General features: G+C 68.3%; 21 protein-coding genes. 6 read left to right on the top strand and 15 right to left on the bottom strand.

The window, feature by feature from the left end:
• Position 1: 1 nt before the first annotated feature.
• Positions 2 to 829 (top strand): alpha/beta fold hydrolase, encoded by an 828-nt coding sequence (locus PUN51_RS13400; protein WP_275181284.1) that lies wholly within the window; start codon positions 2 to 4, stop codon positions 827 to 829.
• A 124-nt stretch (positions 830 to 953) separates the two neighbouring features.
• Here PUN51_RS13400 and PUN51_RS13395 read toward each other — a convergent pair whose 3' ends face one another.
• Positions 954 to 2,288, bottom strand: a complete 1,335-nt coding sequence (locus PUN51_RS13395) for an MFS transporter (RefSeq protein ID WP_159631680.1) — start codon at positions 2,286 to 2,288, stop codon at positions 954 to 956.
• 253 nt (positions 2,289 to 2,541) lie between these two features.
• Between PUN51_RS13395 and PUN51_RS13390 the strand changes: the two genes are divergently transcribed.
• Positions 2,542 to 3,276 (top strand): IclR family transcriptional regulator, encoded by a 735-nt coding sequence (locus PUN51_RS13390; protein WP_224026450.1) that lies wholly within the window; start codon positions 2,542 to 2,544, stop codon positions 3,274 to 3,276.
• 57 nt (positions 3,277 to 3,333) lie between these two features.
• Here PUN51_RS13390 and PUN51_RS13385 read toward each other — a convergent pair whose 3' ends face one another.
• The 4 genes from PUN51_RS13385 to PUN51_RS13370 form a co-directional block, all read right to left on the bottom strand.
• Complete coding sequence (locus PUN51_RS13385) at positions 3,334 to 4,674, bottom strand: MFS transporter (RefSeq protein WP_374114948.1); 1,341 nt, start codon at positions 4,672 to 4,674, stop codon at positions 3,334 to 3,336.
• Between the two features lie 116 nt (positions 4,675 to 4,790).
• On the bottom strand, positions 4,791 to 7,877 hold the full coding sequence (locus tag PUN51_RS13380) for an AAA family ATPase (protein ID WP_275181283.1): 3,087 nt from the start codon (positions 7,875 to 7,877) through the stop codon (positions 4,791 to 4,793).
• Positions 7,874 to 9,052 carry an exonuclease SbcCD subunit D gene (locus PUN51_RS13375; protein WP_275181282.1) on the bottom strand — a complete coding sequence of 393 codons (1,179 nt, stop codon included), beginning with the start codon at positions 9,050 to 9,052 and terminating at the stop codon, positions 7,874 to 7,876. Before PUN51_RS13375 ends, PUN51_RS13380 begins: the two co-directional genes overlap by 4 nt.
• A gap of 57 nt (positions 9,053 to 9,109) precedes the next feature.
• Complete coding sequence (locus PUN51_RS13370; protein WP_275181281.1) at positions 9,110 to 10,063, bottom strand: MIP/aquaporin family protein; 954 nt, start codon at positions 10,061 to 10,063, stop codon at positions 9,110 to 9,112.
• Between the two features lie 221 nt (positions 10,064 to 10,284).
• Here PUN51_RS13370 and PUN51_RS13365 point away from each other — a divergent pair, with 221 nt between their 5' ends.
• Positions 10,285 to 11,370 (top strand): ADP-ribosylglycohydrolase family protein, encoded by a 1,086-nt coding sequence (locus tag PUN51_RS13365; protein WP_275181280.1) that lies wholly within the window; start codon positions 10,285 to 10,287, stop codon positions 11,368 to 11,370.
• Here the strand turns inward: PUN51_RS13365 and PUN51_RS13360 are convergent.
• Positions 11,351 to 11,830 carry a DUF4395 domain-containing protein gene (locus PUN51_RS13360; protein WP_275181279.1) on the bottom strand — a complete coding sequence of 160 codons (480 nt, stop codon included), beginning with the start codon at positions 11,828 to 11,830 and terminating at the stop codon, positions 11,351 to 11,353. The genes PUN51_RS13365 and PUN51_RS13360 overlap by 20 nt on opposite strands.
• A gap of 79 nt (positions 11,831 to 11,909) precedes the next feature.
• Positions 11,910 to 12,971 carry an exonuclease domain-containing protein gene (locus PUN51_RS13355; protein WP_275181278.1) on the bottom strand — a complete coding sequence of 354 codons (1,062 nt, stop codon included), beginning with the start codon at positions 12,969 to 12,971 and terminating at the stop codon, positions 11,910 to 11,912.
• Between the two features lie 82 nt (positions 12,972 to 13,053).
• Between PUN51_RS13355 and PUN51_RS13350 the strand changes: the two genes are divergently transcribed.
• A complete protein-coding gene (locus tag PUN51_RS13350) occupies positions 13,054 to 13,848 on the top strand; it encodes a VTT domain-containing protein (protein ID WP_159635376.1) in 795 nt (264 codons plus the stop codon).
• 106 nt (positions 13,849 to 13,954) lie between these two features.
• On the opposite strand, the gene rdgB is transcribed toward PUN51_RS13350, so the two are convergent.
• The 6 genes from rdgB to clpS all read right to left on the bottom strand — a co-directional run bounded on the left by rdgB (position 13,955) and on the right by clpS (position 18,299).
• Entirely contained in the window at positions 13,955 to 14,602 is a 648-nt protein-coding gene (gene rdgB, locus PUN51_RS13345) for an RdgB/HAM1 family non-canonical purine NTP pyrophosphatase (protein ID WP_275181277.1), read from the bottom strand.
• Positions 14,599 to 15,357 carry a ribonuclease PH gene (rph, locus tag PUN51_RS13340; RefSeq protein WP_159631671.1) on the bottom strand — a complete coding sequence of 253 codons (759 nt, stop codon included), beginning with the start codon at positions 15,355 to 15,357 and terminating at the stop codon, positions 14,599 to 14,601. Before rph ends, rdgB begins: the two co-directional genes overlap by 4 nt.
• Before the next feature lie 68 nt (positions 15,358 to 15,425).
• The gene (locus PUN51_RS13335; RefSeq protein ID WP_159631670.1) at positions 15,426 to 16,223 is read right to left on the bottom strand and encodes an MBL fold metallo-hydrolase; all 798 of its coding nucleotides are present in this window, start codon (positions 16,221 to 16,223) and stop codon (positions 15,426 to 15,428) included.
• Positions 16,220 to 17,251, bottom strand: a complete 1,032-nt coding sequence (gene murI / locus PUN51_RS13330; protein ID WP_374114947.1) for a glutamate racemase — start codon at positions 17,249 to 17,251, stop codon at positions 16,220 to 16,222. Before murI ends, PUN51_RS13335 begins: the two co-directional genes overlap by 4 nt.
• Before the next feature lie 105 nt (positions 17,252 to 17,356).
• Positions 17,357 to 17,923: a DUF2017 domain-containing protein gene (locus tag PUN51_RS13325; protein ID WP_224026455.1), complete on the bottom strand. Its 567-nt coding sequence runs from the start codon at positions 17,921 to 17,923 to the stop codon at positions 17,357 to 17,359.
• The gene (gene clpS / locus PUN51_RS13320; protein ID WP_159631668.1) at positions 17,916 to 18,299 is read right to left on the bottom strand and encodes an ATP-dependent Clp protease adapter ClpS; all 384 of its coding nucleotides are present in this window, start codon (positions 18,297 to 18,299) and stop codon (positions 17,916 to 17,918) included. Before clpS ends, PUN51_RS13325 begins: the two co-directional genes overlap by 8 nt.
• Positions 18,300 to 18,337: 38 nt before the next feature.
• On the opposite strand from clpS, the gene PUN51_RS13315 reads away from it, so the two are divergent.
• Positions 18,338 to 19,666, top strand: coding sequence for a nicotinate phosphoribosyltransferase (locus PUN51_RS13315; protein WP_275181276.1), 1,329 nt, complete (start codon positions 18,338 to 18,340; stop codon positions 19,664 to 19,666).
• The gene (locus PUN51_RS13310; RefSeq protein WP_275181275.1) at positions 19,666 to 20,298 is read left to right on the top strand and encodes an isochorismatase family protein; all 633 of its coding nucleotides are present in this window, start codon (positions 19,666 to 19,668) and stop codon (positions 20,296 to 20,298) included. Before PUN51_RS13315 ends, PUN51_RS13310 begins: the two co-directional genes overlap by 1 nt.
• A gap of 4 nt (positions 20,299 to 20,302) precedes the next feature.
• On the opposite strand, the gene PUN51_RS13305 is transcribed toward PUN51_RS13310, so the two are convergent.
• Positions 20,303 to 22,084 carry a DEAD/DEAH box helicase gene (locus PUN51_RS13305; RefSeq protein ID WP_159631665.1) on the bottom strand — a complete coding sequence of 594 codons (1,782 nt, stop codon included), beginning with the start codon at positions 22,082 to 22,084 and terminating at the stop codon, positions 20,303 to 20,305.
• On the bottom strand, positions 22,084 to 22,422 hold the full coding sequence (locus tag PUN51_RS13300; RefSeq protein WP_159631664.1) for a DUF3039 domain-containing protein: 339 nt from the start codon (positions 22,420 to 22,422) through the stop codon (positions 22,084 to 22,086). The genes PUN51_RS13305 and PUN51_RS13300 overlap by 1 nt, the downstream gene beginning before the upstream one ends.
• Between the last annotated feature and the right edge of the window lie 12 nt (positions 22,423 to 22,434).

The following is a 22,434-nucleotide window of genomic DNA, read 5'->3' as shown; positions in this document are numbered from 1 at the left end:
CATGAGCGGCAGGCACACCGGACAGCAGCAGGCGCACACCGTTGAAGGGACCGACCCGCAGCTGTACGTGGCGGTCCATGAACCCGCCAGCGACGCCGGCCTCCGGCCGGTCCTGCTGCTGCACGGCTTTTCCTCCTCCTCCAAACTCAACTGGGAGGACACCGGCTGGGTGTCGGCCCTGCTTGACGCCGGCCGCCGGGTTATTACCGTTGACCTGCCGGGCCACGGCCGCAGCGGCGCGCCGGAGGACCGGGATTCCTACTCCCCCAGCAAAATCAGGGCGGACCTGCTCCAGGCAGCGTTCGACGCCGGAGCGCGCCCCCTGCACGACGGCGACCCTGCCAGCGGGCTGGACGTAGTGGGTTATTCCCTGGGGTCCCGGCTCGCGTGGGAGTTCGCCGCGACCCAGCCCGAGTTGGTGCACCGGCTGGTGCTCGGCGGGCCCAACGACTCCGACCCCCTGGCCGCATTCGACCTTCGGGCCGCCCAGGACTACCTGGCGGACGGCACGCCGATCAACGACGAATCCACCGCCCAGCTGCTCAAAATGGCCCTGCTGCTGCCGAGCAACAACATCTTCGCCCTGCTGTCCCTGGTGGAGGCCATCAAAGCGGAACCCTACGACCCCGCCGAAGCGGTACCCCACGTTCCCATGCTGCTGGTGGTGGGCGACAAGGACGAGCGGGCCCACACCCTGCCCAGGCTCGCCGAACTGGCCCGAAGTGCCGGCTCCATGGCCGAGCAACTGGTCCTGCCCGGCCGGAACCACACCAACGCCATCACCAGCAGGGCGTTCAAGCAGGCCGCCATTTCATTCCTGGGCGTCTAGGCGGCACGGACCTCCCGGGCAGTCGGCCGACTTCCCCCGCATGCACCAGCAGCCCGGACCAGGCGGTCCGGGCTGCTGGTATTGCGGCTTCGCTGACCTTGGCGGGGTCAGGGTGCCGGTGGGATCAGTGGTGGCTGCTGACGCCGAGCGGGCGGCCCTTGGTCTCCTTGGCCAGCACCACGCCGACGGCGGAAATGACGCAGAGGATCATGATGTAGATACCGATCGAACCGGTCCATTTGGTGGACTGCAGCAGGGTCTCCGCGATGGTTGCTGCGAAGGCGCCGCCCAGGATGGCGCCGAAGGCGTACCCGATGGAGATGCCGGAGTACCGGACGTTGGCGGGGAACATCTCTGCGTACATGGCGGACATGGGTCCGTAGGACAGGCCCAGGCCGATCGTCAGGACGAACAGGGCGACGCCGTAGAGCATGATGTCCTTGGTGTCGATCAGGGCAAACATGGGGATCATCCACGCAAAGACAATGGCGTAGCCGATCAGGAAGGTCTTGACGCGGCCGATGCGGTCCGACAGCCATCCGCCCACCAGGGTGAAGATCAGCCAGCCGAAGGATGCCAGTGTGGTGGCCAGGAGGATCTGCGGCGTGGGCATCTTCAGGGTCTTGGTGGCGTAGGAGATGAAGAACGCAATCAGCAGGTAGCCCGCTGCATTGTTGCCGATGAAGATCAGGGTGGAGTACAGGACGGGCAGCTTGTGGTTCCGGACCAGCTCACCCAGCGGTGCTTTGCTTTCCTTCTTCCGCAGGGCCATCTCCTGGAAGACCGGGCTCTCGGCGACCGCGCGGCGGATGAGGTAGCCCACCACGATCAGGACGATGGAGAGCAGGAACGGCACACGCCAGCCCCAGGCAGCGAAGTCTTCCTTGGACATGCCGGTGTTGAGGAAGAACAGGAGGCCGGTGGCGAGGATCATGCCCACGGGCACACCGATCTGCGGGTAGGCACCGAAGAGGCCGCGCCGGTTCACCGGCGCATGCTCGACGGCCATGAGGGCGGCTCCGCCCCATTCACCGCCGGCCGAGAAGCCCTGGATAACCCGCAGCAGGATCAGCAGCACGGGGGCCCAGGCCCCGATCTGCGCGTAGGTGGGCAGCATGCCGATGAGGGCGGTGGCCGCGCCCATCATCACGAGGGTGAAGACCAGCATTGCCTTCCGCCCCAGGCGGTCACCCAGGTGCCCGGCGATAACTGCGCCGAGGGGGCGGAACAGGAAGCTGATGCCGATGAGGGCAAAGGAAAGGATCTGCGCCAGGCCCGGGTTGGACTCGTTCAGCGGTGCCAGGAACAGCGGTGACAGCAGCGTTGCGGTCAGCTGGGCAAAGATGAAGAAGTCGTACCACTCGATCGTGGTGCCGACGAGGGTGCCGGCGAGGACCTTGCGCTCCTCCCGCCGGCTGCTGGGACCGGCGAGCGTATCCACCTTGGAAGGTGTGGTCATTGAAACTCCATTGTTCATTGGGCAGCAGTGCTGCCCGTACGCCTTCAGAATTACCGACAGAACGGTCAGTTAGTTAGTAGGGTACTACGGAAAGTGTGATGCGGGACACGGAATGGTCAATATTTGCGGTGAACGGCAACCGGAACAGAAGTTCTATATTTGAACTGCAAGTTCGTATGAAGGACACTACCGGCAACGAGTGGCTGGGACAAGAGTCACAGAACTCCGGGGCCGCCAACCTAGGATGGACATCATGACTCCTCCAGCAGCCGCAGCCGGGACGGGAGCGGCGGCACACGCTTCGCCGTCCCAGACCCTCTCCCGCGGCATCCGCGCCCTCGAAATCCTGGCAGCCGCCCCTGGCCCGCTGACCATCGCTGAGCTTGCCGATGCCATGGGTGTCCACCGGTCGGTGGCTTACCGGATCCTGCGCACCCTCGAAGACCATTCGCTGCTGGTGCGCGATGATGCCGGACGGGTCCAGCCGGGCCCCGGCCTGGCGGTCCTGGCACGGGGCGTGTCGCGCAACCTGCAGAGCGCCGCGTTGCCCGAACTTACCCAGCTGGCGAACTCCCTGAACATGACTGCATTCGTGGCGGTGTGGGACCACCATGACTGCATTACGCTCGTCACGGTCGAGCCGAGGCATTCCGGCGCAACCGTTGCCCAGCACCCGGGCACACGCCACCCCATCAATGCCGGCGCCCCCGGGATCGCCATCCAGTCCGCCCTCTCGGAGGAGGAATGGGACCGGTTGGCCACCGGCGTGCCGTACCGCCCGGAGGCTGCGGAGGCACGCCGGAAAGGCTACTCGGCCAGCCACGACGAGGTGATCGCCGGGGTCTCATCGCTGGCAGCACCGGTCCGGGTGCCGGGTGGGCGTCCGGCTGCACTTGCAGTGGTCTATATCCGTTCCGCCCATGATCCGGATGCCGTGGGAGCTGCCATCGCCGAAAGTGCGGCGAGGATCGAGCGCCAGCTGGCGTAACCGCTCTGCCGGAGTAACGCCGTAGCGGACCGGCGCCGCCCGCAGTGACGTGCCGTGTCAGGCTTTGCGGCGGACGACGACGGCGGTTCCCGCGCCGAGCACGGCCAGCGCCGCCGCCGCGAAGACCGGGACGAGGAACGCGGCCCCGGCCCCCTGGAGCTGGGCCAGCTGTCCCCCAACAGAGGACCCGATGGCTGTACCGGCGACAATGCCGCTGGCCAGCGCAGTCATCACGGTGCCGAGCCTGCCGGCGGGTGCCACTTTCCCGCCCACGGCGAAGACGGTAACCATGACGGGACCCACCGGGAGTCCCAGGACCAGCAGGACTGCCGCCATCATGGGCAGCGATGACGGTACCAGCAGCAGGACCGCGAGACCTGCCATCAGGACTGCGCAGGACACCCAGCGCAGCGCCAGTCCCGCACGGCGCGGCCAGTATGCAACCGAGAGCGCCGCGGCGGCGGAACTGAGGCCCATGACGGCATACAGCAGCCCGGCGATTTCCGCGCCGGCAAGCCCGGCAGAGAAGGCGCTCAGGGCGGCCTGGGTGGAACCAAAGAATGTGCCCATGCAGGCCATGGCAAGGACGGGCAGTGCCACGGTCCACGGCAGCTTACTGCCGTGCGCAGCATCCTTGCGGGTCCCGGGTGCCGCCGGCCGGCTGGCGGGGACAGCCCGGTGGGTTGGATGAACGGCGAAGAGAGGCACCAAAATGATGGTCATCGCCGCTGCCAGGACCAGCGGAAGCCACGGCGCCACAAGGCTGGCCAGGATCCCCACCAGGGCCGGTCCCAGGACAAAAGTCACCTCGTCGGCCGTACTCTCGTAGGAAAGCGCTGTGTCCAGGTCACGGGCAGCCCCACCGGATGATGCCGTTGGATCTCCGGCGTCGGCCGTGAGCGACATCCACCTGACCCGGGCCAGGGGCCCAACCTGTGGGCAGGTGGCACCGGCCGCGAAGGCAGCCGCAAGGACACCGGGCAGGAAACCGCCCGAAACGCCAGCGGTATGGGCGGCGAGGACCAGGGCCAGCACGGCCACTGTGTTGAATACGGCCGCCAGCAACAGGACCGGCCGCTGTCCCCGCCTGTCCGCAAGGGATCCCAGCACGGGAGCCCCCAACGCGGACCCGATACCCACGGCGCCTGCCGCCGTTCCGCCGGTAGCAAAGGAGCCGCTGGCGGATGTGGCCAGGGTGAGCGTGCCCATGGCCAGCATGGCCAGGGGAAGCCGCGCAAAGAGGCCCAGGGGAATGAAACCCCTGCCGGCCAGTTGGGGAAGGCGGGAAAAGCGTCCCCGCGCTGCCGCTTCCGCCATGTCCGGGTCAAGGGTTTCCCGGGATGGAGATGCCTGGACAGGGGCGGTGCCGGTGGATGAGGGGGTGGTTTGTGGTGTCACGTCGGGGCTCGTTCAGTACGTGCGCATCGTCCCTCCTCCCGATGCGCGCAACCCGGTAACACCGATCAGTATATCGGCCCCCGTCAGGGGTTGCGCAGAGGATAGGCAGGGGTTGGTCAGAGGAGGGCGTCGAGGCTTTCGGAGATCCGCAGGGTTGAGCCGTTCCGGTTCTTGACCACCTGCAGCTGGGTGCCGATCCGCTGTTTCATTTCGGCCACGTGGCTGACCAGTCCCACGACCCTCCCGCCGTCGCGGAGTCCTTCGAGGGCATCCATGACTTGCTCCAGGGACTGGTCGTCCAGGCTCCCGAAGCCCTCGTCAACGAACAGGGTTTCGATTTCCACGCCCCCGGATTCCTGCTGGACCACGTCCGCGAGCCCCAGGGCCAGCGAGAGGGAGGCCATGAAGGATTCGCCTCCGGACAGCGTGGAGGTGTCCCGGCGGAATCCCGTCCACTGGTCCACTACTTCCAGGCCCAGCCCTGACTTTGCTCCGCGGGCTGCCTTGGCGTCAGTGTGCTGGAGAAGATAGCGGCCGTCGCTCATGGCCACCAGGCGTTCGGAGGCCGCGAGGGCCACCTGCTCCAGCCGCGCGGCCAGCACGTAGCTGGTCAGGCTCATCCGGTAAGTGTTTTCGCCCCGGCCAGCGGCGGCATCGGCCAACCCGGCAAGCATCTGCGCACGCTCCGCCGGCTCGCGCGAGGAGCCGGCCAGCGCTGCATATTCGGCGGCGATGGACTTCAACGACGCCAGGCAGCGGGCAGCCATGCCGGCAGCCAGATCGGCTTCCCGTGCCTCATTCCTGGCTGTCGCCGCGTCCAGGCGCAGCGCCGCCAGCCGCTCCTCATCCGCTGTGAAGCCGCCGGCGGCTTCGTCCAGGGCGAGCACAATGTCCTCCGACTCAAACAGCCCTGCCACGCGGGCTGCCTCGTCCTGGGCTGCACGGACGGCGGACTCGAGGGCTGCCAGTTCAGCGGGCCCGAGGAGCTGGCTGCGGGCATCGTCGGCGCTTGCGAAGCCGGCATCTGGCAGGGCCAGTTCCAGGTGTTCCTGTGCTTCGGCGGCCTGCAGCCGGGCCATATCCAGCCGCGCCTGCGCTTCGACGGCTTTGTCCAGTACAGCCACGGCCTCCTCAAGTGCCCGCAGCCGGCGTTCCAGGCTGCGGTGGCCGCCCCGGAGGCCGGTAAGCGCCGTGTCCAGCGACGCAATCTGTTCGGCCAGGTCGGCAAGGGACGCTGCCGTCCGGGACAGCTCCACTTCCGTTTCGGACAGCGTGGCCCGCGCCTGGGTAAGGCCGGCGTCCAGGGCGTCCAGCCGCTGCCGCCTGTCCTGCAGCTCCTCCGCAGCCTGCTCGGCGTCCGCCGCCGCAGCAAGGGCCTCCTCCGCGCCGGAGCGGGCCTCCTGCACGGGGGTAGTCCCACCTTGACCGGCGAGGACCGCCACTGCCTGCTCTGCCTCGGCAAGGTCTGCGGCAACCAGGGCATGGGCTGCCTCGGCGGCTTCGTACAGACCGTGGGCCCGTTCCTCATCCTGGGCCAGGGCCGGGCCTCCGGTTCCCGCATCCGCCGGGCCGGGATGATGTCCGCTTCCGCAGACGGGGCAGGGTTCCCCGGCAACCAGCCCCGCTGCCAGTTCCGATGCAGCGTTGGCCAGCCGTTCCTCCCGCAGGTCCAGCCAGCGGCGTTTGGCCTCGAGGAGGTTCTCCCGCGAGTCGCCGTGGCGGCTCTTGACCCGGTCCCTGCGTTCGATGGCTGTCCCGTGCCGCCGGACGACGTCCAGCAGCTCCGCCGCCGCAGCAGCTTCCTTGCGCCGCAGCGCAGCTTCCACCGAACGCGCCTCCAGCTGGTCCATGCCGTTGGCCAGCTGTTCGCGTTCCGCCACCAGGCGCTCGGTGCGCCGGCCCAGTGTCTCCACGGCGAGCTCCAGCTCACCCAGCCTGCCGGTGAGGCCTTGGTGCCGCTTCCGCAGCTCCTGGAACCTGTCCTCGTCGGGCAGCCGTGCCTCGACGACGGCCAGCAGCGATCGCAGGCGGCCCAGTTCCTCCGGAGCCCCCGGCATGCTCCCCCAGGCGTCTTTTGCGGTTCCGGGGCTGGCATCGGCACTCTCTGCCGGTCCACTGCCGAGCTGGGCCAGTTCGCCGCCGTCCCCGGCGGCCAGGCGGAGCAACGTCATGGCTGATTCGGCGGCCGCGGCGGCGGCACGGACTTTGGCAGCTGCAGCGTCCACAGCCTGCAGTTGCCCGTGAAGAACCTCTGCCTGGCGGTGCCGCCCAAGCCGGGCGCTGGTTTGTTCCCGCTGCGCCGCCCCTGCCTCGACGGCCTTTTGCCGTGCTGTCGCGGCTGCGAGTTTGCGGTGCCGTTCATGGCGGGCAGCCTCCTGCTCAGCCTCTGTGCGGCGCGCCTGGTTCACAGCCTCAGCGGCGGCGGCCCGCTCCGTGAGTTCCGCCAGGCGCACGGCAGCAGACGCCTGCAGCCAATCAAGGCGGCGGGGAATGTCGTCCGCCGGCGGCGCCTCCTCCTCGGGAAGCTGGAGCGGGGCGGCCTCGGTTTCGGCACGCGCGGCCAGGATGCCGAGTTGGCCGGACAGCACGGCCACGTCCTCCCGCGCGGCGGCGGCCTGCCGTGACAGTTCCTGTTCCAGGGCTTCAAACCTCTGGGTACCGAAAAGCTTCTGCAGCAGGTCCAGCCGGTCAGCAGCCTTGGAGCGAAGGAAGGCAGCGAAATCACCCTGCGGCAGCATCACCACCCGGGTGAACTGTTCGCGGTCCATGCCCAACAAGGCCATGATCTCCGCGCCCGCTTCATCATTGCGGGCAGACTTCTCCACCCAGGCCCCGCCCACCCGTTCGCGGAGCAGCGTCTTGGCCTGCTGGACCGTGAAGCCGTTCTTCCCGCGGGTACTGGGCTTCTCCCACGCCGGGGACCGGGTCACTTCGAAGCGGCGGCCCTGGGCGGAAAATTCACAGGTGACGGCGGGGTCCTGCCCGGGCTCGGCATGGTCGCTGCGCAGCCGCTTGCCGTCCTGCCGTGCCCCCGGAACGGAGCCGTAGAGCGCAAAGCAGATGGCATCAAGCACGCTGGTCTTGCCGGCGCCGGTGGGCCCGTTCAGCAGGAACAGTCCGTGTGCGCTGAGCCGCTCAAAATCGATGTCCTCGGTTCCGGCAAAGGGCCCGAACGCCGAAATGCGCAGATGGTGGATCCTCACCGCGACACCTCCAGGAGCCTGACGTTCTCCAGCGCGGCCGCGAGCGCGGTCCTTTCCGCCGGGTCGGCGCTCCTTCCCCGCACGTGGTCCAGGAACCCGCAGCAGACGGCGAGGTCGTCCGGGGCGCCTGCAAGCCTGCTGCTGTAGCTGGCCTCCGTGGCGGCAGTGGCGCCCTGGGGATCAAAGGCAAGGACCAGCGTGTCAGGGAACCTGGCGCGCAGCCGTTCCATCGCACGGGTGGGGCGCTGGGAATCGGTAAGGGTGACCTGGCAATAGGCGGCTTCAGCCCAGGCATGGGCCGGATCCCCCAGGAGGTCCTCCAGCGGTCCGCGGAGAACGGCCAGCGAACGCGGGGCCTCCCAGAGGACTTCCGCCACCGACGCAACGCCCTCCGGGCCGATCTCCACCAGCCAGGCACCCTTCTGGTGCGTGGACTCCGAAAAGGAATAGGCCAGCGGCGACCCCGAATACCTGACGGAACCGGACAGCTTCTGCCGGCCATGCAGGTGGCCCAGCGCGGTATAGCTGAAGCCGTCGAAGAGGTCCAAAGGAACAGCTCCCACGCCGCCAATACTGAGGTCCCGCTCGCTGTCTGAACTGATGCCTCCGCTGGCGAAGGTATGGGCCAGGACCACTGAGTGGACGGTGCCAGACGCGGCGCGCCGGGCGATGTCTTCCCGGATCAGTCCGGTCGCGGCGCGGGTGACCTCGAAATGGCTTGCCGTTTCCACCCCCAGCTGTTCGGCGACCATCCTGGGCTCAAGCCACGGGATGCCGTAGAGCGCCAGCGTCGCCTCCTTCCCGGCCGCATCCGTTCCCAGCGGCAGCAGCAGGGGCTGGTCCAGGTCCTCCACCCTGGTGCGCAGGTGCACTCCCCCGCGTTCCAGCAGCCGGGAGGCGAACCCCAGGCGGATGGCGGAGTCGTGGTTGCCGCTGGTGAGGACCACTTTCGCGCCTGCGGCAGTGAGCCGGACCAGGGCGTCGTCAAGGAGGTGGACCACGTCCACGCCCGGGAGCGCCCGGTCATAGACGTCGCCGGCGATCAGGACGACGTCGACGCTGTCCCGCTCAACCGCCGCCACCAACTGGTCAACGAAGGCCCGCTGGGCATCCAGCATTCCGACGCCGTGGAAGGAACGGCCCAGGTGCCAGTCCGAGGTGTGAAGTAACCGCATGTTCCTAAGCTATCGGCAGCCACTGACAGTGCAGAAAAACGCCGCGGCAAACAGCGCTCAGGACCTTTTGCCGTCAAAGAACTCCTGTGCCTCGCTGACACCGCGGGCTTTCTCCTGGCGGGCAGCCGCCGCAGCGGCAGGCTCATTCACGGCAACAGCGTCGGCGTCATCATCGGCGTCATCATCGGCGTCATCATCGGCGTCATCGTCAGCGCCGGTGTCATGGGCAGCCTCCACGTCGGCAACGGGTGCAGGGGAACCGGTCACCTCGCCGATCCGGAACACCAGCCCCGCGATGGCAGCGCCGGCCAGCGGCGCCACCAGGAAGACCCAGAGCTGCTCCACGGCCCAGCCGGAGCTGAAGACGGCGGACGCAACGGCACGTGCGGGGTTGAACGGCAGGTTTCCCACCGACTGGCCCACCTGCAGCAGGGCGGCAAATGACAGGCCGACGGCGACGGGCGCCACCGTGCGGACGCCTCCTTCACGGCTGGCGGCTCCCAGGAAGACAGCCACGATGGTGGCGGCACCCAGCAGTTCCAGGAGGACGACGGCGGCGAGGGGCGCCTGGATGATGGAGTGCTCACCGAAGCCCGCGGCCACGGTATCGAAGGCGGTGCGGCTGTCCGGGATGCTGGGCAGCGTGCGCAGGATGCCGAACAGGGCCAGGGCGCCCACCAGGGCCCCGACGAGCTGGGCGGCAGCGTAGGCGGCGGCCGCGCCGGCCCGGATCCGCCCGGCCAGGAGGTGCCCCAGGGTGACGGCAGGGTTGAAGTGGCCGCCGGAGATATGTCCGAAGGCCAGCATGGCGGCGGTAACGGCCAGGCCGGCAGCGAGGGCGGAGGGGACCGGGCTGGACTGCGGAATGCTGAACAGGGGCACGCCCAGGCCGGCCACCGCCAGGAAAAGGCTGCCAAAGGCCTCGGCCGCCAGGCGGGGCAGCAGGCCGGTGGGTGCGGCAGGCGTGCCGTCGGGCTGCAGTGCGTCGCGGGCTGGGACAGGGGTGCTCATGATGGGACCTTTGCTTGTGGGGGTCTGGGGTTCGGGCCGCCGGGGTGGCTCGGGCGCCGCGGCCGTCCAGCGATGTGCCGCTTCCCGTCGATGGTGGCGCCGGGCAACCCGAGCAGTATGCCAGTCCCGGCTGTGCGTTTGCTGGACGGCAGCTGTCTGTCGGGTTGCCGGACCTCGGTATGCAGCGCGGGCCTCCGGGCTGCGGACGGTAAATTTACTCCATGAGCTTCGACCACGGCATCCCCGCGCCCACCCTCAAGTCCCGCATCCACGGCTCCCTGCTGGGCGGGGCGCTGGGCGACGCCCTGGGCTACGCCGTGGAATCCGATTCCATCGCGGCGATCCGGCAGCGCTTCGGGGCGCAGGGCCTGGCTGGCTTTGAGGACCTGCAGGGCCCGTGCCATTTTTCCGACGACACCCAGTTGACCCTGTACACGGTGGATGGGCTGGTGGAGGCGCTGGAATGGGCCAACTCCGGCGTGGGCGCGGACGTGAACGCCTGCCTTTGGCTGGCGTACCTGCGCTGGCTGGCCACCCAGGGTGAGGAGGCCGGGCCGTCCGCACCGGCACCCCAGCCCCGCTGGATCGACGGCAACGAGGTGCTCCGGCAGCGCAGGCGCCCCGAGGAGGAATGCATTTCCGGGCTTGCCAGCGGTGAAATGGGAACCATCAGCCGCCCGGTGAACCCCGGAGCCAGGGGCGCCGGCACGGTGATGCGTTCGGCACCGTTTGGGCTGGTGCCGCACATCACGCCCGACGCCGTCTATAAGCTCAGTGCCGATGCCGCCGCCCTGACGCACGGGCACCCTTCAGCCCGGCAGAGTGCGGGCATCTTCAGCCTCCTGATCCACCGGCTGGTGTCCGGCGAGGGGCTGCGGGACGCCGCCGCCGGGGTTACGGCGCACGCCGGCGACCTTGTGGACGTCGCCCCGGAGCTGCCGGCACGCCTTGAGGCGGCCCTCCGGCTTGCGGACGAGGCGCTCGTCGGGCCCGAAGAACTGCTCCAGGTGCTGGGCGGGGGCCGGACAGCGGAGGAAGCCCTCGCCGTCGCGCTTTATGCCGTCATGGCCACAGCCCCGGCCGACGGGGCGGACACACAGCCCGTTGACCATTTCCGTCGTGCCATGGCCGTTGCCGTGAACCACAGCGGCCCCAGCGATACCGCGGGTTCGCTGGCAGGAAACATTCTGGGAGCCTTGTACGGTGAGGACTGCCTCCCGGCGCAGTGGCTCGGGTCCCTGGAAGCGCCGGAGGTGGTCCGCGGCATGGCCGATCAGCTGGTGAAGGTTACGACCGGCGAAGGCTGATGTTATTGCAGGCTTCGCAGACGTCCTCCGGGATCACTCCGCGGCGCTGCAGGAACCCGAAGATGGTGCAGCCCAGGCAGAAACCCGCGAAGGCTTCCAGCGAGGCAGCAATCACCAGGATGCCCAGCAGCGTCCAGGCTTCCGGCGCCGCGCCGGCGGCGAAGAGGAGCAGCGCGCCGGTGGACACTGCCGCACCGATTCCCTGGGCGAAACGCTTGGGCGGCCCGGAAACCAGCTTCACCTTTCCCAGCCGCGGGGTGATCACCTTGACCGACAGCAGCGCCAGGGGCGAAATCCGCGGGCCGAAGAGCAGCCGCAGCCAGAATCCGGCGGCGATCGCTGCCAGCCCCCAGCCTGAATTTGCCACCGCGGTGACGACGGCGAGCAGCACCACGAGCGCTGCCGTGGTGCGGGCGGCGTATTCATTGACGGGGTTGGGGAAAGTGAACAGGGAGGCCATCCCGCAAGGGTAGGAGCCACCCGCCGGAGCGGCCAAGCTTTATTGCGCCGGATGACTGTGCGCAGCCCCCGCCCGGGGATCAGGCGCTGACGGCGGGTGCGCGGGCGCCGGCCCAGGCTTCCCCGGGACCATCGAGCGGCCCCCGGGCATCCGCGCCGCCCACCATCTGCAGGAACTCCCCCTCGGACAGCACTTCAATGGCCTGCCCCCGGTCGTGAAGCTCCAGGACCCGGCGCGCCTTGCCGGTGAGCCTGCCCGAGCGAAGGTCCGAGGCAACGAACCCGTCCCCCACCACCAGGACGGTGGTCCGCGCGGTGACCCGGCTCTCGGTCCGCGCCCCGCACCGGGCCGACCGCAGTTTGGCATCCGGACGGTTGATGGAGAGCTGCCCGGTGAACACCACCGTCTGGGCGTACAACGGGTGCCCGGGCTCGGCGTCAAGGTTGGGCTCCGGGTTCAGTCCTTCCTCCGGCCAGCCGGACTGGAACCGGCGGACCAGGGTGGCCCCGTTGCCGGAGTTGCCTGCCAGCGCCGCAAGGCTGGCTTTGGACAGGTCGTCCGTGGCGGGGTCGAAGGCCTGCTGCCGTGGCATGGCCAGCCCCAGGGACAGGTAGAGTTCGGCGATGCTGTTGGCACCGTTGCGGCCGGCAATGTCGACGAGGATGCCGGCGCAGGCGCGGGCATCCTCCGCGGCGTCGTGGTGGTTGACCAGCGGGACGCCCGCTTCCTCGGCGGCGAAAGGCAGGGAATTGGACACCAGCGAATAGCAGCGACGGGACAGCATGACGGTGCAGACGTAGTCATAGGCGGGGCCGGGCAGGCCGGAGACTTCCAGCGCCGAGCGGATCACGCCGAGGTCGAAGGCGGCGTTGTGCGCGGCCAGCACGTCGTCGCCGATAAATGCGCCGATTTCGGGGAACAGGTCGCCAAAGCGGGGCGCGCCGGCGACGTCAGCGGCAGTGATGCCGTGGATCCTGACGTTGTTGTGGTCGAAGGAGTCGTATCCCGCCGGCGGACGCATCAGCCAGGAGGCCTCCTCAACGATCCGGCCTCCCCTCACCTTGGTCAGCCCCACCGAGCACGGGGAGCCACGGAAGCCGTTGGCCGTTTCGAAGTCGATCGCCGTAAAGTCCAAACCCACGGCCCCTACCTTACCGCCGCGGACCCCCGGCCCCGGGGAGCACAGGCCCGTCAAGTACCCTTGAGGGGTGAACTTTCCTGTGATGAATGACCTCGCTGTGTCCATGCTGGGCGGTGCGGGACCGGTCCAGCCGAAAATGGCTTCCTTCCTGCCCGATTGGCTGAACCCCCAGGTCTTCCTGGCCGATCCCGCGCTGGCCCCCTGGGTGGTCCTGCTGGTGTGCGGCATCATCTTCGCCGAGACCGGCCTGCTCATCGGTTTCTTCCTGCCGGGCGATTCCATGCTGTTCACGGCGGGCCTGCTGGTGGCCACGGGCACCATCAAGTTCAACATCTTCGCGTTCGCCGCGTTGATCGTGGTGTCCGCGATCATTGGCAACCAGGCCGGCTACCTGATCGGATCCAAGGCCGGCCCCGCCATCTTCAACAGGCCCAACTCCAAGCTGTTCAAGCGCGAAAATGTCGAGAGCGCCCACGCGTTCTTCGAAAAGCACGGCGGCAAGGCACTGATCCTGGCCCGCTTCGTGCCTATCATCCGTACCTTCGTGCCCGTGATCGTCGGCGTGGCGCAAATGAGCAAGCGAAAGTTCTTCATCTACAACGTCATCGGCGCCGTGCTGTGGGGCGGCGGCGTCACGCTCCTCGGCTACCTGCTGGGCGACAAGGTCCCGTGGGTCCGCGACAACCTTGACATTATCTTCATCGTCATCGTGCTGGTCTCGGTGGTCCCCATCGGCATCGAGCTCCTGCGCGGGCTGTCCGCACGGCGGCAGGCGAAGGCATACGGCACCGACACCGTCGACGAATACATCGAGGAACACGAACCGGAAGAGGAGCAGAAGACTCCCCGGAACATCCATCGCGGCCGGCCGGAGTAGCAGTCCTCCGCCCGCTCCCGACACCCAAAAAGGTGCGCACCCCGCCGGGGTGCGCACCTTTTTTGCTGGGTCCGATGTGCGGGTTCCCGCGGCCCGGCGCCTTGTCCTAGCCTGCGGCTTCCAGTGCCGCCACGATGGACGGCAGCAGCGCCCGGAAGGCCTTGCCGCGGTGGCTGATGGCGTTCTTTTCCTCGGCGGACAGCTCGGCGCAGCTGCGTTCCTCGCCCGCCGGCTGCAGCACGGGGTCGTAGCCGAAACCACCGGCACCGCGCGGTTCACGCAGGAGGATGCCCTCCAGCTGCCCGTACTCCACCACCTCGCGCCCGGGGCCCTCCGCGTCCGCGGGCATGGCCAGGGCGGCGGCGCACACAAACGCGGCACCGCGGTGCTCGTCGGGAACATCGGACAGCTGGTTCAGCAGGAGTTCCAGGTTGGCGGCATCGTCACCGTGCCGCCCCGCCCAGCGGGCGGAGAAGATGCCCGGGGCCCCGCCCATGACGTCCACGGCCAGGCCGGAGTCGTCGGCGATGGCCACCAGGCCGGTAGCCCCGGCCACCGCACGCGCCTTCAGCAGGGAGTTCTCGGCGAACGTCACGCCGGTCTCGACGACGTCCGGCGCACCCGCCGCGGCGGCGTCCACCACCTGGGTGTCGACATCGAGCCCTGGCACCTGTCCGCGCAGCAGCTCACGGAGTTCGCTGAGTTTGCCTTTGTTGTGCGTGGCGAGCACCAGCCGGGGAGCCACACCGGTCACAGGGTGTCCGCGAGGGTCTCGCGCTGGATGGCCGCCAGCTGGGCCGTGCCCAGCAGCGCGAGGTCCAGGAGCTGGTTCAGCTCGTCCCGGTCGAAGGGCGCACCCTCCGCAGTGCCCTGCACTTCGACGAACTTGCCGGAGCCGGTGACCACCACGTTCATGTCGGTCTCCGCCCGGACGTCCTCCACGTAGGGCAGGTCCAGCATGGGGACGCCGTCGATGATTCCCACGGATACTGCTGCAATCGTGTCGATGAGCGGCTGGGCATTCCTGGCGATGAGCTTGGTGTCGCGGGCAAACCGGATGGCGTCGGCAAGCGCTACGTAGGCGCCGGTGATGGCTGCGGTGCGGGTGCCGCCGTCGGCCTGCAGGACGTCGCAGTCCAGCACGATGGTGTTCTCGCCCAGTGCCTTGGTGTCGATGATGGAGCGCAGCGAACGCCCGATCAGGCGGGAGATCTCGTGCGTGCGTCCGCCGATCTTTCCCTTGACGGATTCGCGGTCCGAACGCGTGTTGGTGGCGCGCGGCAGCATGGCGTACTCGGCCGTGACCCAGCCGCGGCCCTCGCCCTTGAGCCAGCGCGGGACCCCGGCGGTCAGTGATGCCGTGCACAGGACCCTGGTGTTGCCGAATTCGATCAGCGCCGATCCCTCAGCCTGGTTGGACCATCCGCGGGTGATGCTGATGGGCCGGAGCTGGTCGGCTGCGCGGCCGTCGGCGCGCACAATGGGTACTGCTGTTGCTTCAGATGTCATGCCTTTAGCTTATCGAGTGCCCGCGCGGCAGGCAGGCGCCGTGGAACCAGGCGCCGGGATACGCGCGGCTAGATGGTGTAGTGCACGCCCGCCACCGCAACCGCAACATCGCCGGGAAACACCGGGCGGGCTTCGGCCATCACGGTGGTCTGGGACGTCCACACCGGGATGTGGGTCAGCAAGAGCCGCCGCGCGCCGGCTGCCGCTGCGGCCTCCCCGGCCCGCTTGCCCGTCAGGTGGACGTCATTGATGCCGTCATCACGGCCCTCTTCGAAGGCCGCCTCGCACAGGAAAAGGTCCGCGTCCTTGGCGGCTTCCTCGAGCCCGGCGCAGGAATCGGTGTCCCCGGAATACGTCAGGACGCGGGACACCGGGCTGCCGTCCTTGCCGGGTTCCACCACTTCCACCCGGAGGGCGTAGGCCTCCTCGATGGGGTGGTTGACGGCGAACGGGGTGATGGTGAACGGCCCCACGGTCACGGGTTCGCGTTCGGTCCAGTTGGTGAAGTCGAACTCTTCGTGCATGCCCGGGTCCAGGGGAAGGCCGTAGGCGGTGGCCATCCGGTCCGCCGTGGCGGCGGGCCCCCACACGGGGATCCGGCCACGGCCCCAGCCGCCCGGCTTCCAGCGGATGGCAACGTGCAGCCCGCACAGGTCCATGCAGTGGTCAGGGTGCAGGTGGGTGAGGAAGATCGCGTCGATGTCCTCCAGGTCCGTGTAGCGCTGGATGGCCCCCAGTGCCCCGCTGCCGAGGTCCATTACCACCTTCCAGGTCCGCTCGCCGTCGGTGGCGGTCAGGAGGTAGCACGACGCCGGGGAGCCGGGTCCGGGGAATGAGCCCGTGCATCCCACGATGGTCAGCTTCACTGGGCGGACCCTCCGCCGCGGCGCGCCCCGGCAAGACCGCCGCCCACGAAGTTGGAGATCCGGGGACGGTTGCGCGCGCTTTGGGCGGCGGCGATCATCTCAGGGGTGATCCGGGCCAGGCTGCCGGTGGGGTACTGCGCGGCCACATGGTCCACGTGCCGGACTGACAAGACTTCCGGTCCCAGGAACCGCCGGGCGAGCGCCTCGAACTGCCCGGCGTCACCGGTGGCGACGAAGTGGTGCTCGGGCGGCGCCTCCGAGGTGCGCTGCAGGTTGTGGGTGGCCAGGGCGCGGTAGACGTCCTTGGCGGTCTCCTCCGCGCTGGAAACCAGCGTGACGTCGGCGCCCATGACGTAGGAGATGACGCCCGTCAGCAGCGGGTAGTGGGTGCAGCCCAGGACCACGGTGTCCACCCCGGCGGCCTTCAGCGGTGCCAGGTATTCCTCGGCGACGGCGAGCAGCGCCGGGCCCGTGGTGATGCCGGCTTCCACGTAGCTGACGAACTCCGGGCACGCCACCGACGTGATGTCCAGGTCAGGCGCCGCGGCGAAGGTGTCCTCGTACGCGCGGGACCCCACGGTTGCGGACGTGCCGATCACGCCCACCTTTCCGGTGCGGGTGGCGGCAACGGCACGCCGGACGGCAGGCTGGATGACCTCGATGACCGGGATGCCGTACTTGGCGGTGTAGCGCTCCCGGGCGTCCCGCAGGACAGCGGCCGACGCCGAGTTGCAGGCGATGGTGAGCAGCTTGACGCCGGAGTCCACCAGTTCGTCCATCACACCCAGAGCGTTGGCCCGCACTTCGGCGATGGGAAGCGGGCCGTACGGCCCGTGGGCGGTGTCCCCCACATAGAGGATGGACTCGTTGGGAAGCTGGTCAATGATGGAGCGGGCCACGGTGAGGCCGCCGACACCGGAATCGAAGACGCCGATGGGGCGGGCTTCCGGGGCAGCGGCCGGCAGCTCGCCTTCGCCGGAGTCAGGCTGCGTTTCTGCCGGTGGTTCCATGCTCGGGGCTGTTGTCATGATTATTCGAGGATAGGGGGTCCCGGAACCGTCAGCCATCATCTTGTGTCCGGTAACTCATGTCTGGTGTGTCACAGCGCACGGCCTCCCCCGGGCCGCGGGAGCTCACCGCCGGGGTTCCATGGACTGCAGCATTGCCTGGACCAGTGACTCCTGCAGCCAGGTGGTGAAGTTGTACACCAGCGCCAGGTAGCTCTCCACATCCTCGGCCTGGGACCAGTCCTGCATGCGGTGGACGTGCTCGGCGTCTGCCTCGTCCCGGATGTCCAGCCGCTCCGCCAGGACCAACCGCACGTCGTTCAACGCCATCGACCAGTGCCGGGCCCCCTCGGGCGTCAGCACGATCTCGTCCTTGTCCAGGTCCAAAGCAGCCGCGCGGAGGGCGCCGATCTTTGTTTCCCGCAGTGAACGCTCGGTGAGCTGGCGGAACTCAAGGGACGCGGCGCCGTCGTCCTTCACCACGTTGGGGAGCAGCCGCTTGACGGCACGGTCCGTGGGTTCGGCCACATCCATGTCCAGGCCAATGAGGGCCGCCAGCGGGTCCTGACCCGTGCGGTCCTCGGGCTGGAGCATGGAGATGACGTCATCGATGAGGCTGCGGAGCAGGTCCCGTTCAGCAGGTTCCAGGTAGCCCGTGATGCCTTTGAGCCCGTATTTGAATGCCTTAGCCACGCTTCCCCTTACCTTGGCCCGGCCCGCCGGACTTGCCTGAACTGCCGCCGGTGCCGCCGCTGGCTTTTTCCACCGTGGCCCAGAGCCCAAACCCGTGCATGGCCACGGCGTGGCGCTCCACTTGTTCCTTGCTGCCCGAAGCAACGATGGAACGGCCCTTCTTGTGGACTTCCATCATGAGCTTGTTCGCTTTGCTTTCCGGGTAGCCGAAGTAGCTTTGGAAAACGTAGCTGACGTAACTCATCAGGTTGACGGGATCGTTCCAGATCACCAGGTTCCAGGGGATGTCCGGGGCGGTCAGGGAGTCGGTGGACTCTGCTGTGCCGGTCCGGATGCCCTCCTGTGTATCAGGGCCGGGCGCAACGCTTATGGTCATCTGTCCATTCTATGTGGATGCCCACTAGAGTGATTTTCGTGAGCACCTCAGCCGGCTGGGACCATCCCCGCACGTCCTTTTATACCGACCACTACGAGCTGACCATGCTGCAGGCGTCCCTTCATTCGGGGGCGGCACACCGCAGGTCCGTGTTCGAGGCGTTTGCACGGCGCCTGCCCGACGGCCGGCGCTACGGCATTGTTGCGGGCACTGGACGCCTCCTGGAAGGCATTGCGAATTTCCGTTTCGGCGAGGCGGAACTGGATTTCCTGGAACGCACCCAGGTGGTCAACCAGGAAACGCTGGAGTACCTGGCCAACTACAAATTCTCCGGCGACATCTGGGGCTACGCCGAGGGGGAAGCGTATTTTCCCAACTCCCCCATCCTGGTGGTGGAGGCCTCGTTCGCCGAAGCCTGCATGCTGGAGACCTACCTGCTGTCCGTGCTCAACCACGACACCGCCATCGCCTCCGCCGCGTCCCGGATGGTCAGCGCGGCGGGCGGCCGTCCCTGCATCGAAATGGGATCCCGGCGCACCCACGAGGAGGCTGCCACCGCATCGGCGCGGGCGGCGATCATTGCCGGCTTTGACAGCACGTCCAACCTGGAGGCAGGCGTCCGCTACGGCGTGAAAACCGTGGGGACTGCAGCCCACTCGTTCACCCTTCTGCACGACACCGAGCGGGAGGCCTTTGAGGCCCAGATTGCCTCCCTGGGCGCGGGCACCTCCCTGCTGGTGGACACGTACGACGTCGAAAAGGCCGTCCGCACGGCCGTCGAGCTGGCAGGGCCGCGGCTGGGCGCCGTCCGGCTGGACTCGGGCGACCTGGTGGCCCAGGCCCAGTGGGTACGCCGCCTCCTGGACGACCTCGGGAACGAGCACACGAAGATCGTGGTGACCTCGGACCTGGACGAGTACGCCATCGCAGCCCTGCAGTCAGCCCCTGTGGACTCCTACGGGGTGGGCACCTCGCTGGTGACCGGGTCAGGGGCCCCGACGGCGAGCATGGTCTACAAACTCGTCAGCCGCACGGACGACGACGGCAACTTCGTCTCCGTTGCCAAGGCGGCCAAGAACAAGGCCAGCGTGGGCGGCCGCAAGTACGCACTGCGGAAGCTGGACGAACGCGGTACCGCCACCGCAGAGGTAGTGGGAGTGGGCCACCGGCCCGAGGACGACGGCAACGACCGTCCGTTGCTGCAGCAGTTCATGAAGAACGGCGAACTGCTGCCGGGCTGGACCGGGCACGAAGGCGTTCTGCGCGCACGGCAGCGCCACGCAGATTCCATGGCTGAGCTGCCGCCGGTGGTCAACCGCCTGCAGCGCGGCGAGGCCGCGATCCCCACCATCTACGAGGAGCACTGATGTCGCGCGCTTTGATCATCGTGGACGTGCAGAACGATTTCTGCGAGGGCGGCTCGCTCGCCGTTCCCGGCGGAGCCGCAGTTGCGGGCGCCATCAGCGAGTACCTGGACGCCCACCACAGCGAATTCGACCATGTGGTGGCCACCCAGGACTGGCACGTCGACCCCGGCAGCCACTTTTCCGATACGCCCGATTACAAGGAGAGCTGGCCCCGGCACTGCGTGGCAGGCACCCGCGGGGCCGAACTCCATCCGGACCTGGACACGGAGTACGTCGATGCGTACTTCCGGAAAGGCCAGTTCGCCGCCGCCTACTCAGGCTTCGAGGGCCTGCTGGCCCCTGAGGACGCCGTCCCCACCGGGGAACGGCAGCCCGGCGGCCTGCCCGGCGCCCAGGCACAGCTGGAAGCCGACGAGGACGCCATCGGCCTCGACGACTGGCTGCAGAGCCATGACGTGGAGGACGTGGTGGTGGTGGGCATCGCCACCGACTACTGCGTGAAGGCCACAGCCCTGGACGCCGTCCAGGCCGGCTACGGCGTCACCGTGGTGCGGTCGCTGACCGCCGGGATCGCCGAGGACCTGGAAGACGCCGTTGCCGAGATGGAACTCGGCGGGGCGGACATCGCCTAGGGCGCTATTTGCGGCCCACGAACCAGTCCTGGAGCTTGCGCAGCCGGGACTTCAGCTGCTCCTCGTTGGCCTGGGCTACGGGAGGCCCGCCGCAGACCGTGCGCAGCTTGGTGTGCACCACCCCGTGCGGGGTCCCGGTCCGGGCAGCCCAGGCGGCCACGTTCTTGGCCAGTTCGTTGCGCAGGTCCATCAGCATGCGGTGGTCCGGAACGGCAGGAACCTGCTGGGCGTCCGCAGCCGGGGACTTCCGGTTCTTGCGGTTCAGCTGCTCATGCTGGCGCTGGCGCAGCAGCGTTCCCACCTGCTCGGCGTCCAGCAGCCCGGGGATGCCCAGGAAGTCCATTTCGTCGTCGGACCCCACCTCGCCGCCGGTGCCGAACTCGCCGCCGTCGAACAGCACCCGGTCAAAGGACGCCTGGGAGTCCAGCGCTTCGAACTTGCCCTTCGTGAGGCTGTCTGAGGCCTTCTCTTCGCGGTTGGCCTCGTCCATCAGCGAGTCTTCCGGGTTGAAGAGGCCGTCGCCGTCTTCCTTCTCGGGCCGGTCCAGCGCGTGGTCACGCTCCATCTCCATGGAGTTGGCCAGCGCCATCAGCTGCGGCACGGACGGCAGGAACACCGACGCCGTTTCGCCCCTCTTGCGGGCACGCACGAAACGGCCCACGGCCTGGGCGAAGAACAGCGGAGTGGAGGTAGACGTGGCGTAGACGCCCACGGACAACCGGGGCACGTCGACGCCTTCGGACACCATGCGGACAGCCACCATCCAGCGCTTGTCGCCGGCGGAAAATTCCTCGATCTTGCTGGAGGCCTTGGCGTCGTCGGACAGGATGACGGTGGGCGACTCCCCGGTAATCTTCTTCAGCTGGCCGGCGTACGCACGGGCGTCCTCGTGGTCGGTGGCGATGACCAGGCCGCCGGCATCCGGCACGGTGCGCCGGACTTCGCTGAGCCGCCTGTCCGCGCCGGCCAGGACAGCAGGAATCCACTCCCCTGCCGGGTTCAGGGCGGTCCGCCACGCGTGGCTGGTGATGTCCTTGGTTACCGCGGCCTCGCCCAGGGACGCGGCCATTTCCTCGCCCGCGCTGGTGCGCCAGCGCATCTGGCCGGAGTAGGCCATGAACATCACCGGCCGGACCACGTGGTCGCGGAGGGCGTTGCCATAGCCGTAGGTGTAGTCGGCCTTGGAGCGCCGGATGCCGTCGCGGTCTTCGGCGTACTCCACGAACGGGATGGGCGAGGTGTCCGAACGGAACGGCGTACCGGTCAGGGACAGCCGGCGCACCGCGGGATCGAATGCCTCGCGCAGGCCGTCGCCCCAGGACAGGGCCTCTCCGCCGTGGTGGATCTCGTCCAGGATCACCAGGGTGCGGGCGGCCTCGGTCTTGGCGCGGTGCAGCAGGGGTTTGCTGGCCACCTGTGCGTAGGTGACGGCGACGCCAATGAAGCCGCGGCCGTGCTGGCCGTCCGAGTTCTTGAAGTTGGGGTCGATGGCGATCCCCACCTTGGCGGCAGCGTCCGCCCACTGGCGCTTCAGGTGGTCGGTGGGGGCAACAATGGTCACGCGGTTCACTGCCCCGGAGTCGATCAGCGTGGAGGCGATGCGCAGCGCGAACGTCGTCTTACCTGCACCAGGGGTTGCCACCGCAAGGAAGTCGCGGGGGCTGTTCGCAAGGTAGAGGTCAAGGGCTTCCTGTTGCCAGGCACGGAGTTTCGGGGCGGTTCCCCAGGCTGCACGTTCCGGGTAGGCCGGAGGCAGGGTGGGGCCGCCAAAGAGCGTCTCCGTCACTACTTGTTGTTGCCCGAGCCGCCCGGACCCTTCCCGCCGTCGTTGCCCGGGCGGAGGCCATCATAGACTTCCTTGCACTCGGGGCAGACAGGGAATTTCTTCGGGTCCCGGCCCGGGGTCCACACCTTGCCGCACAGGGCAATGACGGGCTCCCCGGTCATGGCGGACTCCATGATCTTTTCCTTCCGCACATAGTGCGAGAAGCGCTCCCGGTCCCCCGGTTCCACTTCCTGGCGCAGTTCCTCGCGCTCAATGGTGGCCGTGGACGTTCCAGCCCCGGAAAGCTCGCGCATCGGGTCGTTTTCGAGAGGGTCCGTCATGCTAGTCATGGCATCCATCTTAGCCGTTCC

The sequence above is a fragment of the Arthrobacter sp. NQ4 genome (assembly GCF_029077345.1).
Lineage (GTDB): Bacteria > Actinomycetota > Actinomycetes > Actinomycetales > Micrococcaceae > Arthrobacter.
This window is presented reverse-complemented; position numbering and strand designations above follow the sequence as displayed.